The sequence below is a fragment of the Synechococcus sp. CS-603 genome (assembly GCF_977929215.1).
In genome coordinates, this window is record NZ_OZ376778.1 from 2,068,789 (window position 1) to 2,084,215 (window position 15,427).

At 63.9% G+C, this 15,427-nt stretch carries 15 protein-coding genes; 8 read left to right on the plus strand and 7 right to left on the minus strand.

Annotation, left to right across the window (positions count from 1 at the left end; all coding sequences use genetic code 11):
• Positions 1–27: 27 nt before the first annotated feature.
• From pyrH to ACXMDM_RS10880, 3 genes are read right to left on the minus strand one after another with little or no spacing between them, the layout of a single operon-like run.
• A complete protein-coding gene (pyrH, locus tag ACXMDM_RS10870; RefSeq protein ID WP_071801751.1) occupies positions 28–741 on the minus strand; it encodes a UMP kinase in 714 nt (237 codons plus the stop codon).
• Between the two features lie 52 nt (positions 742–793).
• On the minus strand, positions 794–1,474 hold the full coding sequence (cobO, locus tag ACXMDM_RS10875) for a cob(I)yrinic acid a,c-diamide adenosyltransferase (protein WP_071802329.1): 681 nt from the start codon (positions 1,472–1,474) through the stop codon (positions 794–796).
• Positions 1,475–1,514: 40 nt separating this feature from the next.
• Positions 1,515–2,699 carry a site-specific integrase gene (locus ACXMDM_RS10880; RefSeq protein WP_071801752.1) on the minus strand — a complete coding sequence of 395 codons (1,185 nt, stop codon included), beginning with the start codon at positions 2,697–2,699 and terminating at the stop codon, positions 1,515–1,517.
• Between the two features lie 102 nt (positions 2,700–2,801).
• On the opposite strand from ACXMDM_RS10880, the gene hemH reads away from it, so the two are divergent.
• The 6 genes from hemH to ACXMDM_RS10910 all read left to right on the plus strand — a co-directional run bounded on the left by hemH (position 2,802) and on the right by ACXMDM_RS10910 (position 10,020).
• Positions 2,802–3,977, plus strand: coding sequence for a ferrochelatase (gene hemH / locus ACXMDM_RS10885; protein ID WP_071801753.1), 1,176 nt, complete (start codon positions 2,802–2,804; stop codon positions 3,975–3,977).
• Between the two features lie 222 nt (positions 3,978–4,199).
• On the plus strand, positions 4,200–5,993 hold the full coding sequence (gene ilvB, locus ACXMDM_RS10890; RefSeq protein WP_499570407.1) for a biosynthetic-type acetolactate synthase large subunit: 1,794 nt from the start codon (positions 4,200–4,202) through the stop codon (positions 5,991–5,993).
• 71 nt (positions 5,994–6,064) lie between these two features.
• Positions 6,065–6,454, plus strand: coding sequence for a hypothetical protein (locus ACXMDM_RS10895; protein ID WP_259722978.1), 390 nt, complete (start codon positions 6,065–6,067; stop codon positions 6,452–6,454).
• Positions 6,451–6,702, plus strand: coding sequence for a GIVxVP protein (locus tag ACXMDM_RS10900; RefSeq protein ID WP_071801756.1), 252 nt, complete (start codon positions 6,451–6,453; stop codon positions 6,700–6,702). The genes ACXMDM_RS10895 and ACXMDM_RS10900 overlap by 4 nt, the downstream gene beginning before the upstream one ends.
• Before the next feature lie 73 nt (positions 6,703–6,775).
• Positions 6,776–7,969 carry an ABC transporter substrate-binding protein gene (locus ACXMDM_RS10905; RefSeq protein WP_259722979.1) on the plus strand — a complete coding sequence of 398 codons (1,194 nt, stop codon included), beginning with the start codon at positions 6,776–6,778 and terminating at the stop codon, positions 7,967–7,969.
• Between the two features lie 263 nt (positions 7,970–8,232).
• Positions 8,233–10,020: an NAD(P)/FAD-dependent oxidoreductase gene (locus ACXMDM_RS10910; RefSeq protein ID WP_259722980.1), complete on the plus strand. Its 1,788-nt coding sequence runs from the start codon at positions 8,233–8,235 to the stop codon at positions 10,018–10,020.
• On the opposite strand, the gene ACXMDM_RS10915 is transcribed toward ACXMDM_RS10910, so the two are convergent.
• From ACXMDM_RS10915 to ACXMDM_RS10930, 4 genes are all read right to left on the minus strand, one after another.
• Positions 9,959–10,321 (minus strand): AbrB family transcriptional regulator, encoded by a 363-nt coding sequence (locus ACXMDM_RS10915; protein WP_259722981.1) that lies wholly within the window; start codon positions 10,319–10,321, stop codon positions 9,959–9,961. The genes ACXMDM_RS10910 and ACXMDM_RS10915 overlap by 62 nt on opposite strands.
• 277 nt (positions 10,322–10,598) lie before the next feature.
• Positions 10,599–11,402, minus strand: coding sequence for a peptidoglycan editing factor PgeF (pgeF, locus tag ACXMDM_RS10920; RefSeq protein WP_071801760.1), 804 nt, complete (start codon positions 11,400–11,402; stop codon positions 10,599–10,601).
• A complete protein-coding gene (locus ACXMDM_RS10925; protein ID WP_071801761.1) occupies positions 11,403–12,290 on the minus strand; it encodes a Tab2/Atab2 family RNA-binding protein in 888 nt (295 codons plus the stop codon).
• Positions 12,287–13,642, minus strand: coding sequence for a S1 RNA-binding domain-containing protein (locus tag ACXMDM_RS10930; protein WP_259722982.1), 1,356 nt, complete (start codon positions 13,640–13,642; stop codon positions 12,287–12,289). The genes ACXMDM_RS10925 and ACXMDM_RS10930 overlap by 4 nt, the downstream gene beginning before the upstream one ends.
• Before the next feature lie 62 nt (positions 13,643–13,704).
• Between ACXMDM_RS10930 and ACXMDM_RS10935 the strand changes: the two genes are divergently transcribed.
• Positions 13,705–14,577, plus strand: a complete 873-nt coding sequence (locus tag ACXMDM_RS10935) for a creatininase family protein (RefSeq protein WP_259722983.1) — start codon at positions 13,705–13,707, stop codon at positions 14,575–14,577.
• A 55-nt stretch (positions 14,578–14,632) separates the two neighbouring features.
• The gene (locus ACXMDM_RS10940) at positions 14,633–15,355 is read left to right on the plus strand and encodes an aldehyde oxygenase (deformylating) (protein ID WP_259722984.1); all 723 of its coding nucleotides are present in this window, start codon (positions 14,633–14,635) and stop codon (positions 15,353–15,355) included.
• Positions 15,356–15,427 lie beyond the last annotated feature (72 nt).

A 15,427-nucleotide genomic window follows, 5' to 3' on the forward strand; every position in this document is an offset into this window, starting at 1 on the left:
GACGTTGCAATGGGGAGAAAGCCGGAGCTAGCCGGCGGGAGTGATGCTGGTGCCGATCGGCTCGCCGGCGACCGCCCTGCCGATATTGCCCTGACCGAACAGATCGAAAACAACGATCGGGATGGAGTTGTCCTTGCAGAGGGCGATGGCTGTGCTGTCCATGACAGCCAACTCACCGCTGAGCACATCCTGAAAGGTGAGGGTGTCGTAACGGACGGCATCCGGGTGATGGGCCGGGTCCCGGTCGTAGACGCCATCCACCTTGGTGGCTTTGAACACCACATCGGCGTTGATTTCGGCGGCCCTCAACGCTGCTGCGGTGTCGGTGGTGAAGAAGGGGTTGCCGCAACCAGCCCCGAACACCACCACACGGCCCTTCTCCAGGTGGCGAATGGCCCGACGACGGATGTAGGGCTCCGCCAACTCCTGCATGTCGATGGCGGTCTGCACCCGGGTGGCCACACCCACGCGCTCCAGGGCATCTTGCAGGGTGATCGCGTTCATGACTGTGGCCAGCATGCCCACGTAATCAGCCGTGGCACGCTCCATGCCGGCGGCCGAACCTTTAAGGCCGCGGAAGATGTTGCCTCCACCCACCACGATGGCCAACTGGGTGCCAGAGGCAACAACCTCAGCCACATCGCTGGCAATCGACTGCACGATGGCCGGATCGATGCCGTAGCCCTGATCTCCCATCAACGCTTCGCCGCTGAGCTTGAGGAGGACTCGCCGATAAGCCATCGGGTTCAGCGCTCGGCTCGTTCAAACGGCCGAACAGTAGCAACGCTCCGGCTCAATACTCGATACCGACCTGCGCTTTGATCCCCTTCTCGCGGAATGGGTGGCGCACCAGCCGCATCTCCGTGACCAGGTCGGCACGCTCCAGCAGGGCCGGCGGCGCCCCACGACCGGTCAAGGCCACATGGGTGAGCTCAGGGCGCCGGTCCAGGCCTCCAAGCACCTGATCAAGCTCCAGGTAGCCCAGTTTCAGGGCCACGTTGATTTCATCGAGCACCACCAGCTTGCGTTGGCCATCGGCCAGATGGAGCAGCGACTGCTGCCAGGCCTCCTGGACTAATTGCCGGTCCCTGTCGCGGTTCTGGGTTTCCCAGGTGAAGCCTTCCCCCAGCGACTGCCAGACCAGGGCATCGCCGAAGATCTCCAGGGCTTTGGCCTCTCCCGGCTGCCAGCCGCCCTTGATGAACTGGACGACGGCCACCCGCTCGCCATGGCCGAGGGTGCGCAACACCAGACCAAGGGCTGCCGTTGTCTTGCCCTTGCCATCGCCGGTGAACACCAGCACAAGCCCCTGCTCAAGATTGCGCTCCCCCACGCGCTGCTGCTGCACCTCCTTGCGGCGCTCCATCCGCCGCCGGTAGCCCTCGGCATCCGGCTCGGGTGCCAGTACCCCACCCGGGCCGAGCTCGGCGGCCTGGCGATCGAGTCCAGCGACGGCGGAATTGTGGTCAGCCATGGAATTCAAACGGGGATGGGCTGGTTGCACTCTGGCCGACTCAGGCCACTCGGCGCCTGGCCAGGGCCGCATCCACCGCCTGTTGCTGGTCGCGACGGGTGATCCAGTGGTGGTAGGTGCGGGTGTGAATCGTCACGGAGTGACCCATCATCCGGGCCGCCACGGTGTCAGGCAGGCCGATGTGGATCGTGCGCACGGCCCAGGCGTGGCGAAGGTCGTAGGGGGTGATCGGCAGGTCGTAGCGGCGGAACTGCTCGGCCACCCGGCGGCCCACCTGCTGGAGGGTGGTGCGGGTCAGATCGGTACGCACCGCCGGCAGGGCACCGGCTGCTTCCACCAGTTTCGGCAATTCGAAAAGCTCCACCCATTCGGGATGGAAGGGCCAGACCTGATGTTCACCGGTCTTGCTGGTGGGCAGCACCCGCAGTACGCGGTCGCCGCCTGGCGCCAGGGGGGAGAGATCGCAGAAAAACACCTCGTGGTTGCGCAGGCCATAGGTCGCCATCAAGCCATAGGCCAGCCGCCAGGCAGGGTTGGGGATCCGGGCCACATGCGCCTGGACGTCGTCATCGCTGGGCAGCTGGCGGAACTGGGCTTGATGGAGCCCGTAGCCACCGGAGCGTTCCCCCCAGTCCTCGGCGAGGGAGAGTCCCAGTTGGCGGCCAAGGGCGGCCAGGGCGGTGCCGCATTGCTGCCGGCTGCGGCTGGCCGCCGGATAGCTCTCCAACACCTGAAGGAAGAGATCGGGGTCGAGTTGCCGGTGCTGACGGGTGGCTGCCGCCAGCAACCGTCTCAGGTACGGGAGGTAGGCCCCCTGCCAGGTGGAGCGGCTGCCGGACGGATGGCGGCGGCGGCGTGGGTCAGCAAAGAAGCTGGCCTCGAAATGCTCGAGCACCGCCGCAGTTGAAGCCGCAGTTGAAACCGTGGATGGCTCCGACGTGGGCGGGCTGCTCGGATGGCTCCAGGCCTGCCAGTCGAAGCGCTGCTGCTGAAGCTGCTGCTGCAGGCGGCGCAGGTCGCGGCGGGCCTGGGTGAGGCCTGCCGCAGTGGCGGGTAAGCCGAGACTGATCCGCTGGACGGGAAAGTTGCCACCACCACGCCTGCACGGCAAGGGGCCCCGCAGCACCAGACGCTGGCCACGCCGCTCGAGCCGCAGGGACACCCCACTGGCGGCCAGCAAGTCGTTGTGCCGCCTCAGTTCCGAATCAAGCGCAACCTGGTCCAAAGCCGTTGCCGGGGCACGGCCGACCCTATCGATCCAGGCCAGGGGCGGCCAGGGGTCGGCGGGCGGCGTTACGCTCAGCGCTAATGAAGGAGTCGTTCGGGCATGGCCAGGGTCGGCGTGGTGCTGCTGAACCTCGGTGGGCCGGAGCGAATTGAAGATGTCGGCCCGTTCCTTTACAACCTGTTTTCGGATCCGGAGATCATTCGCCTGCCGATACCAGCCCTACAAAGGCCTCTGGCCTGGCTGATCAGCACCCTGCGCAGCGGCAAGTCACAGGAGGCCTACCGCTCGATCGGTGGGGGCTCTCCCCTGCGACGCATCACCGAGCAGCAAGCGCGCGAACTCCAGAGCGAACTGCGCCAACGCCACGTCCAGGCCACCACTTACGTGGCCATGCGCTACTGGCATCCGTTCACGGAGTCTGCTGTTGCCGATCTCAAGGCTGATGCCGTTGATGAGGTGGTGGTGCTTCCCCTCTATCCCCACTTCTCGATCAGCACCAGCGGCTCCAGCTTCCGGGAGTTGCAACGCCTCCGCCAGGCCGACCCGGAATTCAATCGGCTGCCGATCCGCTGCATCCGCACCTGGTACGACCACCCCGGTTATGTGCAGGCCCTGGCCGAACTGGCCGCCACCGAACTGAGGGCCTGCAACGACCCCCCTACGGCCCATGTCTTTTTCAGTGCCCATGGCGTTCCCAAGAGCTATGTGGAGGAAGCGGGCGATCCCTACCAGCAGCACATCGAAGCCTCGACCGCCCTGGTGATGGCCGAGCTGGAGCGTCAGCTCGGCCATCACAATCCCCACACCCTCGCTTATCAAAGCCGGGTCGGTCCGGTGGAGTGGCTCAAGCCCTATACCGACGAAGCCCTGGTCCGCCTTGGTGGCGAGGGCGTCAAGGAACTGGTGGTGATCCCGATCAGTTTCGTGAGCGAGCACATCGAAACCCTCGAGGAAATCGACATCGAGTACCGGGAGATCGCGACGGAAGCTGGAATTCAGAATTTCCGCCGGGTCCCGGCCCTCGATACCTACCCCACCTTCATCAAAGGCCTGGCCGATCTGGTCGAAACCGCCCTCGCTGGACCGGAGGTCAACCTCGATCAAGCTGCCAAGCTCCCCACCAAGGTCAAGCTCTACCCCCAGGAGAAGTGGGTCTGGGGCTGGAACAACAGCTCCGAGGTCTGGAATGGGCGGCTGGCGATGCTTGGCTTCTCGGCTTTTCTGCTTGAACTGATCAGCGGCCAAGGCCCTCTGCATGCCCTTGGCCTCCTCTAAGCCGGCACAACCGCTCACTCGATCCTGGAGATATCTTGCGGTGCATGGTCAAGAGCTGCCGCTAACGTCCACCCAGACCTTAATGTTAGCTCTCTAGATGAGTGCGTCCCTGCTGCCGTGACCCTCACGTCCGTTCCCACCACAAGCCAAGTTTCCGTCACGCAGTCGGAAGCTGATCAGGCTGCTGAAGTCCAAGCAGCGGTCCATCCCTTGCCGGTGACCATGAGCGGCGCCGAAGCCCTGATGGATGCCCTGCATCGTCACGACGTTCAGCACATTTTTGGCTATCCGGGCGGCGCCATCCTGCCCATTTACGACGCCCTGCATCAGGCCGAAGCCAAGGGCTGGCTCAAGCACATCTTGGTGCGCCACGAGCAAGGTGGCACCCATGCTGCCGATGCCTACGCCCGCTCCACCGGCCGGGTGGGGGTGTGTTTCGGAACCTCAGGCCCCGGCGCCACCAATCTGGTCACGGGCATCGCCACCGCCCAGATGGATTCGGTGCCGATAGTCGTGATCACCGGCCAGGTGAGCCGCGCCTCGATCGGCACCGATGCCTTCCAGGAAACCGACATCTTCGGCATCACTCTGCCGATCGTGAAGCATTCCTGGGTGGTGCGCGATCCAGCCCAGATCGGTCGGATTGTTGCTGAGGCGTTTCTGATCGCCTCCACCGGCCGGCCCGGTCCGGTTCTGATCGATGTCCCCAAGGATGTGGGTCTCGAAGTCTTTGCCTATGAGCCCGTCGAACCGGGCAGCGTGATTCCGAAGGGCTATCAGCTGGCAGCTCCACCCAGGCCCCAGGTCATTGACCAAGCACTTGAGCTCATCCGAAACGCCAGGCGGCCGTTGTTGTACGTCGGCGGCGGCGCGATCAGTTCTGGCGCCCACGAAGCGGTGAAGCGGCTGGCTGAACGCTTTGAGCTGCCTGTCACCACCACCTTGATGGGCAAAGGCTCCTTCGACGAACGCCATCCCCTGGCCGTGGGCATGCTGGGCATGCACGGCACGGCCTACGCCAACTTCGCCGTCACCGAGTGCGACCTGCTGATCGCCGCCGGTGCCCGCTTCGATGACCGCGTCACTGGCCGCATCGACAGTTTTGCGCCTCGCGCCCAGGTGATCCACATCGACATCGATGCCGCCGAAGTGGGCAAGGTGCGCCTTCCCGAGGTACCGATCGTTTCGGACGTGCGCCTGGCCCTTGAGGCCCTGTTGGCAGCCTCAGCCCATGAACCGGACTCTCAGCGCACCAGGGCCTGGCTAGAGAGAATTGAGAGCTGGAAACAGCATTACCCCCTGAATGTGCCCGAAGAAAAGGGCGCCATCGCTCCTCAGGAAGTTCTGATCAGTTTGCGGCAGCTGGCACCGGAGGCTTTCGTCACCACCGATGTCGGCCAGCACCAGATGTGGGCGGCCCAGTACCTCAATAACCCTCCGCGCCATTGGATCAGCAGCGCCGGTCTGGGCACGATGGGATTTGGCCTGCCGGCAGCCCTTGGCGTGCAGGTGGCCCATCCCGGTGAGGCGGTGATCTGTGTGGCGGGCGATGCCAGCATCCTGATGAACATTCAGGAGCTCGGCACCCTGTCGCAATATCAGCTGCCGGTGAAGGTCGTGATCATCAACAACGGCTGGCAGGGGATGGTGCGCCAATGGCAGGAAAGTTTCTACGGCGAACGCTATTCCGCTTCTGAAATGGTGGCAGGCATGCCAAATTTCCCCGCCTTAGCCGAAGCTTTCGGCGTCCGGGGAGTTCTGATCACCGAGCGCTCCAGGCTTAAGGAACAACTGGCTGAAGCCTTCGCCCATCCAGGTCCCGCTGTGATCGACGTACGGGTTCGCCGCAACGAGAACTGCTATCCAATGGTCCCGCCTGGCGCCAGCAACGCCCAGATGGTCGGGCTGCCCAGCCATCCAGAACTCGCGATCGACACCACCCGCGCGTGCGGGTCCTGTGGATCGAGCACCGTCAGCGCCCATCTCTACTGTCCCAGCTGTGGCGCCAAGCTCTGACGCCCTCCTCTCCGCCAAGCACACGATCCCGTTCAATCGCCCAGATCCTGAGACTGGGCCTGGGGCTGGCCATGGCTTTGCTTGTTTTATTGGGCCAGGTTGCGGTGGTGGCTGCCGCCGAGGTCCTGCAAGTCCGGAGCGGAAACCTGTTGCAAGTCGGAGATCAGAACCGCAGCTACCCGGTGCGCCTGGGTTGCATCGCCGTCGATCCCGCTGATTCCCAGGCTGCCGCTGAGTGGTTGCGACAACGGTTGCCACGCCAAGCCCGGGTCAACCTTCGTCCGCTGGGCTCAGAGTCGGGTGTGTTGATCTCCCAGGTGACCCTTCTCTCCAGCGGAGATGATCTCGGTTCAGGCCTGGTGGGAGCTGGCCTGGCCAGGCGCCTCTCTGCTGAGGCGGCACCGATGGCCTGCCCCGACCCCAGCCCAGCAGAGCTGACAACCCAAACGAGACAGGAATGAGTCTGAATCGCACGGCCAAAGGCATCGTGCTGGTGCCAAGCCTGCTTCTGGGTGGGGCCTTTCTCTCCGCAGGGGTTTGGCTGCAGGGTGAGGCCGCTGCCAACCGCACTCTGGCCCTGGCGCTGGGTGGTCTGCTGCTGGCAGCCGGGTTGTTGACCCAGCTTCTGCCCGAACCGCCCCAAGCAAGCCCAGAGCCGACGCAGGGGCAGAGCGAGCAGAGCAGCCCCACGGATGAGTCACAGCCATGAGCCGAGCAGGCCTTGGCTACCGAAACGGCCGATAGCCGCCCCTCTACCCTGCCAAGACAGGTTGCGACAGACCATGACCACAGGCGGGGATGCTCCCAGTCCCAGCACCGTTGAAACGGGGACCAAGCCCTGGGTAGCCCGGCCGGGGGTCTGGGGGTTGGCCGCCAGCTTGGTCGGGGTGCAAGCCCTGGTGGCCAGCGGCGCTCTCAGTGCCCAGGTGCTAGTGCTCCTTCCCGCCAACGGGCCGGTGGCCAAGGGCAATCATGGGCTTCTGCGCGGGTACGCGCTGGCCATGGATGAAGCCAGAGCGTGTGACGCCAGAACCCCGTCAACAGAACTGGGATGGTTGCCGGTAGATCAGGATCCCAGACCGCTGTTCGAGGGCAGAACCACCCCGAAACTGTTGGTGGCACCGGCGGCCGTCTCGATGCTTCCCTACGGCCTGCTGGCCCAAGACAGAAGGATCAACGTGCTGTTTCCGCTGCAGCGCGGTGACTCACTCCAACGACTGCCCGGCCAGCTCGGGGCCGATTGGCTCTGGCCCGTGTCGCCGGCCCGGAGCCTGGAAGCAGACCGATTGGCCCGGGGTCTGCTTGAGCAGGAGAAAGCGAAGGTGATGATCATCCATGACGGCAGCGTCGAACAAAAGGCCCTGGCCGATCGCTTCACCGAGACGCTCGCAGGAGGCGGCGGATGGGTGGTGGGTCCCACAAACGCTCCCCTCGCCGTCCCCAAAACCGACAAGGAAGCGATCGAACAGCTGAGTGAGGATGTGGATTGGTACAAGCCCCAGTCCCTGGCCGTGATGGCAGCTCCAGGGGGTGCTCTGGCCAAGGCCGTACTCAGCGCCCAATGGCCCGCCAACTTGACCCTGGTCTGGCCCTTTCCCGTCAAGGAGCCGCTGGCGACGGCCCAGCTGGGAGTTGAACCGCTCAGCCAGGGAGCTGGCTGGAGCCGCTTTGCGAAGGCTTTCCAGGCCCGTTTTGGCTTTGAACCAGGCCTGGTTGAAGCGGCCGGTTACGACACCGGTCAATTGGCCGTTCTGAGCGCCCAGGTTGGAGGCGATGACGGCCGTTGGCAGCTGAGCTGGCTGGATCCAAAGGCTCCTCAACTTGAGCTTTGTGCTGCCCTCAAAGCCCTTGGAAGTGGCTCGCCGCTGGCTGTCAAAGGCGCCGGCAGCCGCCTGGACCTATCCCCTGGCCTCTCGCCAACCGGAGAGATCCGCCTGACACCGCTCGCACCCGCCGTTCAACAGGCGGAAGGCTGAACGAAACGGGGAGCCGCGCCACCCGGGCCCGGGGAGTCCGCTTGTGGGCTCACTTGAGCCAGTTGCCAAACCAGGACCGCATACGCGCTGTAGCGAACAACGCTGAACACAGCCAACGCGACGCAGAGAGGGCAATGGCTCAAACCCATGGAGATCGCACCACCGAGCCGCTTCAAGGTCCCCAAGCTTGGCAGTGGGCAAGCGGATCCGAGGGCGAGCTGCTGAAATGGTCGAGAAGTGACATCCCTTGACGGGCAGGCAGCGTGCTCCGGCTGAGCGAACTCAAGCTGCCACTTGATCACAGCGATGGCGATCTGCGTCAAGGGGTGCTGAAGCGCCTCGGAATTCCCAGTGAAGACCTGGTCGATCTGCGCGTGGTGAAGCGCAGCGTCGACGCCCGCAAGCGTGAGGCCATTCAATTCAGCTACAGCCTGGATCTCGAGCTGCGCGATCCAGATCGAATCCTGAAGCGCTTTCGCCGCGACCCCCAGCTCAAGCCCAGTCCGGACACGACCTACCGGTTCGTGGGCCATGCCACGGCGCAAGACGGCGGCAACGCCCTGCGGCCGATCGTGATCGGGGCTGGGCCCTGCGGCTACTTTGCTGCCCTGCTGTTGGCCCAGATGGGCTTCCGCCCCCTGCTGCTGGAGCGTGGCAAGCCGGTGAAGGAGCGCAGCGCCGACACCTTCGGATTCTGGCAAGGAAAGCAGCCGTTCGACCCCGAATCCAACGTGCAGTTCGGCGAGGGTGGAGCCGGTACTTTCTCGGATGGAAAGCTCTACAGCCAGGTGCGCGATCCCCAGCACCATGGCCGCAAGGTGCTGGAGGAGTTGGTGGCCTGTGGTGCCAACCCCGACATCCTCAGCCTGCATCGCCCCCACATCGGCACCTTCAAGCTGGCCACCGTGGTGCGGGGGCTGCGCTCCCGGATCGAAGCCCTGGGTGGCGAAATCCGCTTTCAGTGCAAGGTCGAGCAACTCGAGACCGTAATGGCGACCGACTCTGGCACCCAATCGGAGCTCCAGCGTGTGGTGGGGGTGCGCCTGGCTGATGGCCAGGTCTTGCCAGCCGATCAGGTTGTGCTGGCCGTCGGTCATAGCGCCCGCGACACTTTCGCCATGCTGCACCGCCAGGGTGTGGCCATCGAAGCCAAGGAGTTTTCGATCGGGCTGCGGATCGAGCATCCCCAACCGATGGTCGACCAGGCTCGCTGGGGGGCCTTCGCCGGCCATCCACGTCTGGCCGCTGCCGAGTACAAGCTTGTCCATCACTGCCGCAATGGACGAACCGTCTACAGCTTCTGCATGTGCCCAGGGGGCCTGGTGGTGGCCGCCGCCTCCGAAGCAGGCCATGTGGTGACCAACGGCATGAGTCAGCATTCACGCAATGAGCGCAATGCCAACAGCGGCATCGTTGTGGGGCTGGAGCTCAGTGACCTGGCTCCATTCGGCTCTGGGCCTGGGGATCCCCTGGCAGGGGTGGCGTTCCAGCGTCACTGGGAAGCCAGAGCCTTCGCTCTCGGCGGTAACAGCTATCGGGCCCCGTACCAAAGAGTTGGTGATTTTCTGGGCAAGCAGACCGTAGGAAAACAGAACAAAGCCAAACAGACAAACGACAAACAGACAAACGAAACGTTTGGGTCGAAACCCAAGCTCAGGCCAGAACCATCACATCAGCTTGTTCCACAACCCTCCTATGAGCCGGGGGTGATCTCAGCCGATCTGGGTGATTGCCTGCCCGACTTTGTGACCGAGGCCATCCGCGAAGCATTGCCAGCGTTTGAGCGCAGCATTCCTGGCTTCAGCAGGGCTGACGCCCTGCTCACGGGAGTGGAGACACGTACCTCCTCTCCCGTGAGGATTCCCCGCGGGGAGAACCTGGAGAGCCTGAATACCCTGGGGCTCTATCCCGCCGGCGAAGGAGCTGGCTATGCCGGCGGCATTCTTTCGGCGGCGATCGACGGGATCAAGGTGGCAGAAGCTCTTGTGCTCACTCGTCTTCTTCTTCAGCGCCAAAGGGGACCAGGCGAATCTGCTTGCGACCTAGTTTGATTTCAAATTCATCGCCTGGCTTGAGATCCAGCAAGCTGGTGTAGGCCTTGCCTACCATCAAATTGCCATTGAACTGAATTTTGGTGGTGAAGCTGAGCTTGCGTCCCCCCTTGCCGACCTTGGAGCCAAGACCAAAATCCACACCTTTGGCGTTGAGGAGTGCTTCATAGAAGGCGGTGAAGTTCAGGCGCTCACTGCCATCTTTCTTAGCTGAGACATAGCCACAGGCGCGAACAATATCAGATTTGCCCACGTCCCCCAACTCTTTGACTTTAGCGAGCAGATCGTTACCGGTAAGCATGTTGTTTCAGTTGACGCATAAACTTTATTGTATAAGGCAGTCGTCCATCTGGCAAGTTTTCGCAATGATTTCCCGGCCTGCTCAAGTGATCCCAGCGATCCCAGTGGGCATGATCCAAACAGTGCAACAAGTCAAAACAACGCGTCAATGCAGCCAGCGCATGCATGACGGCTGCAGCACTGCATGATCAGAACGCAGGCAACGCTTCGGAGCGATGTTCGGAAATGAATACTCCGCATCAAACATCGCCCACTTCGAATGATCAGCCTTGGGGTGATCAGCCTTGGGAGACAATGCCACTCCATTGCACCGCTTTGACCTGGTCGCGGCGCCAGGAATGGAACAGGAGTGCTTCCGCCACGGTGCAAAGAGGGCAGACCGTGATCTGGGACTCCAGCAGACCTTCGAACTGCAGTTGGCCAAGGGTCGCCGCTCGGATGTCCAGGCGGTAGCGGCCGGGTTCTGGATCCTCCAGCAGGGCCCCAGCGCGCGCCAACACGGCCAGAGGATCGGAGGACGCTTGCCGCTCCAGGCTTCTTGCCACCTGCAGGGCCACATCCGCCTGCACCTGATAGGCGGAGCCACTGATCGCCGGACCGAGGGCCACCAGAAGATCCTGACGACGACTGCCGAAGCTCTCCAGGTGACGAATCGCCTCGGGAAGAATGCGCCCCGCCACTCCTCGCCAGCCTGTGTGGCAGGCCGCCACCCGTCCGCTGACTGGATCGGCCATCAGCACCGGCGTGCAATCCGCGCCACAAACCCACACACTTTCGCCGCCGCCCAAGCTGAACAGGCCATCGGCCTCCGGCCAGGGCTCTGCGCTGGCCTGATCCGACCCCAGCACCACAGCACTGTGGATCTGGCGGGTCCGGTGCACGCTCACGCCGGCGCTGATCGCTGCTGACAGCTCTCGAGGACCACGCCCCGCCCACTGGCGTGTGAAGAAAGCATGTTCGAAATCCGCTAGCAGGTCGGCCTGCAGAAAGGTGCCGCCGTAGGTGCCGACCCAGGTCCAGCCCGGCAGGTTGTTGAAGCCCAGATCGGGCCGATCGAATGGGGGTTCGAGGGCTTCAGCCACTCAGAGTTCCGGCAAGTCACGCAGCAGCCAGAAACCATCGAAACGCTCCGAATCAGGATCGCTTTGCACGGCAATGAACTGCATCCCGTGGGCCTCGGCTCGGGACGCCTCGAAGGCCTTGCTGGCGGCGTCGGCTTCGGCCTGATCCACGGCGCCAAGCAGCCAGCAATTCTCCAGGCTCGCCTCAAGCAACAGCGAGGAGGCACCAATACGCAGACGCACCGGTTCGAGTCCGGCCATCCAGCCGGCGATGGCCAAGGCCCGGCTGGCACTGAACAGGCGAATGCCGGGAACCACAGCCTGATCAGCCAGTCCATCGGGCAGGCGCAGCAGCCCATCGAAGCCAATGTCCCAGTCGGCGGCCTCCCGCAGCGCTACCGCCGGCAGGGTGGCCCAGCTCCAGTTGTCACCCCTGACCGATTCGGGCAGTTGCACCGGAGGCTGAGGTACCGGTACCGGCACCGGAGCCAGGGGACCGGCCATGTAGCCCGGTTCTGCGGGATAGACCTGAAGCTCCCGTTCGCGCAGCCATTCGACCAGGGCATAACAGCGGCGACTGGGCACAACCTCCAGCCCGATCGCCTCGGCCGCCCTTTGCACCATGGTTCGCATCGAAGCGCGCCAGCAGCGAAGTCGGCGAGGTGTGCGGTACCCCTCCAGTGCAGCGGCGGCGATCGCCTCAAGCAGGGCTTCCTGGAGCCAGATCGAATTGACGCTGCTGGCGGGACAGAGCTTGACCCAACGGAATCCGGCATCGCTGCCGGCAAAGGTCGGCGTGGAGCAGATCAGAAGCTCCCAGCGTTTCTTGCCATCGGCCTCCATGACGGGGCGTGAGTAGTAGTCGAGTTCCCAGTCAGCGGCGACTGCAACGGAGAGGGCGCTGCTCATCCGGCGGTCTGCTCCTGCTGGCGCTTGGCATTGCGGGCTCTCGAGGCCCGGTCCTCGGCTTCCGCCATCACCTTGTCCTTGTCAATCAGCAATTCGCCGGGCTGGTTCTCAAGCAACGCTGTGCTCAGGCCGATGCGGCCCCGGGAGGGATCGATCTGGGTGATCAGTGCCTTGAGGCGATCGCCATGGCCAAACACCTCGCCCAGCTCCCTCAGGCTCCCGCCGGTGACGGAAGAACGGTGCAGCAGGCCGCTGACACCACCGAGATCCACGAACAGGCCATAGGGCTTGACCGCCACGACCTGACCTTCGACCAACTGCCCCACCTCCAATTCCTGAAAGCGAGCCGCCGTGGTTGCACGCTTTTCCGAGAGCACCAATTTGCGGGTCTCGAGGTTGACCTCCAGGAAAGCAACGCCCAGGGTCTGACCCACCAGCTCTTCGTGCGACTCGCCCCGCAGCAATTGCGAGCGCGGAATGAAAGCCCGCAGCCCTTCGAGATCACAGGTCACGCCGCCGCGGTTGAAGCCACTGACTTTGACCTGAACGACCTTGCCGTCCTTCTCCATCTGCTTGACGTGCTCCCAGCTCTGACGCAGGGCTAGGGCGCGGGCACTCACCGTGACCATGCCATCGGCGTTCTGTTCCCCGGTGACGAGCACTTCGACCGCAAGCCCCTTGGGGAAGCGTTCCTTGACATTGACGATCACCCCAAGGCCGCATTCGCCCTTCGGCATGAAGCCGGGCGCCTTGCCACCGATGTCGACGTAGACCCCATCGCTCTCGACGGTGATCACCACGCCCTTGACCACTTCACCGGTGGCGCCCACTGGTTCGTTCTCATCGAGAGCGGCCAGGAACGCCTCTTCATCAAAGTCGAACTCATCGACCGTGCGGGCCGGCCGGGCAGAGGATTTCACAGCGCCTTGCTCTGCTCCGGCAGCCCCACCCTTTCCGGCAGTAGCCCCGCCCTTGGAACGGCCCGGACCCAGCAGGTCGGCCATGGTCAATCCTTCGAAGCTGGCCGTCTCGAAGCGTTCGTCATCGGAGAGCAGCGCCGCTGCGCCACTGCTGGCTGAGGCAACGGCCTTGCGGGGCGCATCGGGTCGGGCCGGTTCAGTGGCTCGTTCCTTCTGTTCCAACACGCGGGGGCTGGCGGCAGAGCCCAGACCTGAATCAGCGCTGGCGGCGTTGGCAACGGTTGCCGGCTCCTCTTCCTTGCGGCTGAGATGGAGCAGCTGCAGCGGTTTGCGCAGGGGAGTCTGGGGCTGGAGACGGCTGGCGGGAGGGGGAACGGGCCGCGGCGATTCCCCCTGGGGCTGCCGCGTTGACTGCTGCTCGGATCCGGCCATGGTCCCCACGGAACACTGGTAGTTCCACACTGTAAGGATCACGAGCTCGGAGACCTTCAGCCATGGCAAGCGCTGCCCCAGGCGATGGTGCCGCCCCAGCCGATCCTGCCGGGACGAAACCGCAACGGGCCCTTGAGCGGCTCAGCTGGCCTTCGGTGCAAAAGGCCGCAGCGCGCCCAGGCAGCACCGTGATCTGGCCGTTCGGGGCAATCGAGCAGCACGGTCCCCACCTCCCCCTGGGAACCGATGCGCTCTTCGCAGAGAGGATTCTCGAGGCGGTGCTCGACAGCCTGCCCGCCGACCTGCCGATCTGGCGTCTTCCGCTCTCCAGCATTGGCTTCTCGCCGGAGCATCGGGGCTTCCCTGGCACCCTCAGCCTTCCTGCTGAAACTGTCATCGCCCAGGTGATGGCCGTTGGTGAGGATCTGGCGGCCACCGGCTTCAAGCGGTTGCTGTTGTTCAACGCCCATGGCGGCCAGATCGCCCTGCTGCAGGTGGCAGCGCGGCAGTTGAGAGCCAGCCGGTCCTCCCTGGCCGTGCTGCCCTGCTTTCTCTGGAGCGGACCACCGGGGCTGGACGCCCTGGTGCCCGAACCCGAACGCAGCCAGGGGCTCCATGCCGGCCTGGCTGAAACCAGCCTGATGCTGCACCTGGCCCCCGAGCTTGTAGGAGCCGAGCGGCCGGTGGATGGCCAGCTCGATGGCTTGGGAGCTGGGGGTGGAGCAGGCGGTGGGAAACCCCCACCGCCTGGGTGGAGCCTGGAGGGGGCTGTACCCACGGCCTGGCTGACAGCGGATCTCTCCAGCTCCGGGGTGATTGGTGATGCCCGCGGCGCCAATGCCCAGCTGGGTGAAGCCCTCTTCAACACGCTGGTGCACGGCTGGAGGCAGCTACTGGAAGGGCTGCTCGGCAGCAGCTGGCCCCCGGGGGATTGAACCGTTTCGTCCCATGATGGTTACAGTTGTGGTCTTCACTGACTGCCTGGTTGCCATGCCCGTTGCCGAGAGCACCACGGACCATCTCGACACCCTCCTTCTGGACACCCTTCCCGACTTCACCACCAGCGCCTACAAGGACGCTTACAGCCGCATCAACGCGATCGTGATCGAAGGTGAACAGGAAGCCCACGACAACTACATCTCTCTGGGCACGCTGATTCCGGATCAGGCCGAAGAGCTGGCGAAGCTGGCCCGCATGGAGCTCAAGCACATGAAGGGATTTCAGGCCTGTGCCAAAAATCTCAGCGTCGTCGCTGACATGCCCTTCGCTGCTCGCTTTTTCTCACCGCTGCATGGCAACTTCCAGACTGCCCTTGCCGAAGGCAAGGTGGTCACCTGCCTGCTGATCCAAGCGCTGTTGATCGAAGCCTTCGCGATTGCCGCTTATCACATCTACATTCCCGTCGCCGATCCCTTTGCCCGCAAGATCACCGAAGGAGTGGTGAAGGATGAATACACCCACCTGAATTACGGCCAGGAATGGCTCAAGGCCAATCTTGAGGCCAGCCGGGCTGAGCTCGAGGTGGCCAACCGCCAGAATCTTCCCCTGGTTCGCCAGATGCTCGATCAAGTGGCCGCCGATGCCGCTGTGATTGGCATGGAGAAGGAAGGACTGATCGAGGATTTCCTGATTGCCTACCAAGAGGCCTTGGGCGAGATCGGCTTCAGCAATCGCGAGATTGCCCGCATGGCCGCCGCTGCCCTGGCAGGCTGAACATCTCGCCTAAACCACAGTCCCGAAGCCAAACCATGGCCCCGATCCCTCGGGGCCATGGTTCTGTGTGTG

Coding starts and splice junctions, on each gene's coding strand:
- pyrH (WP_071801751.1), bottom strand. CDS start 741: ATGGCTTATCGGCGAGTCCTCCTCAAGCTCAGCGGCGAAGCGTTGATG.
- cobO (WP_071802329.1), bottom strand. CDS start 1,474: ATGGCTGACCACAATTCCGCCGTCGCTGGACTCGATCGCCAGGCCGCC.
- hemH (WP_071801753.1), top strand. CDS start 2,802: ATGGCCAGGGTCGGCGTGGTGCTGCTGAACCTCGGTGGGCCGGAGCGA.
- ilvB (WP_499570407.1), top strand. CDS start 4,200: ATGAGCGGCGCCGAAGCCCTGATGGATGCCCTGCATCGTCACGACGTT.
- ACXMDM_RS10895 (WP_259722978.1), top strand. CDS start 6,065: ATGGCTTTGCTTGTTTTATTGGGCCAGGTTGCGGTGGTGGCTGCCGCC.
- ACXMDM_RS10900 (WP_071801756.1), top strand. CDS start 6,451: ATGAGTCTGAATCGCACGGCCAAAGGCATCGTGCTGGTGCCAAGCCTG.
- ACXMDM_RS10905 (WP_259722979.1), top strand. CDS start 6,776: ATGACCACAGGCGGGGATGCTCCCAGTCCCAGCACCGTTGAAACGGGG.
- ACXMDM_RS10915 (WP_259722981.1), bottom strand. CDS start 10,321: ATGCTTACCGGTAACGATCTGCTCGCTAAAGTCAAAGAGTTGGGGGAC.
- ACXMDM_RS10925 (WP_071801761.1), bottom strand. CDS start 12,290: ATGAGCAGCGCCCTCTCCGTTGCAGTCGCCGCTGACTGGGAACTCGAC.
- ACXMDM_RS10930 (WP_259722982.1), bottom strand. CDS start 13,642: ATGGCCGGATCCGAGCAGCAGTCAACGCGGCAGCCCCAGGGGGAATCG.
- ACXMDM_RS10935 (WP_259722983.1), top strand. CDS start 13,705: ATGGCAAGCGCTGCCCCAGGCGATGGTGCCGCCCCAGCCGATCCTGCC.
- ACXMDM_RS10940 (WP_259722984.1), top strand. CDS start 14,633: ATGCCCGTTGCCGAGAGCACCACGGACCATCTCGACACCCTCCTTCTG.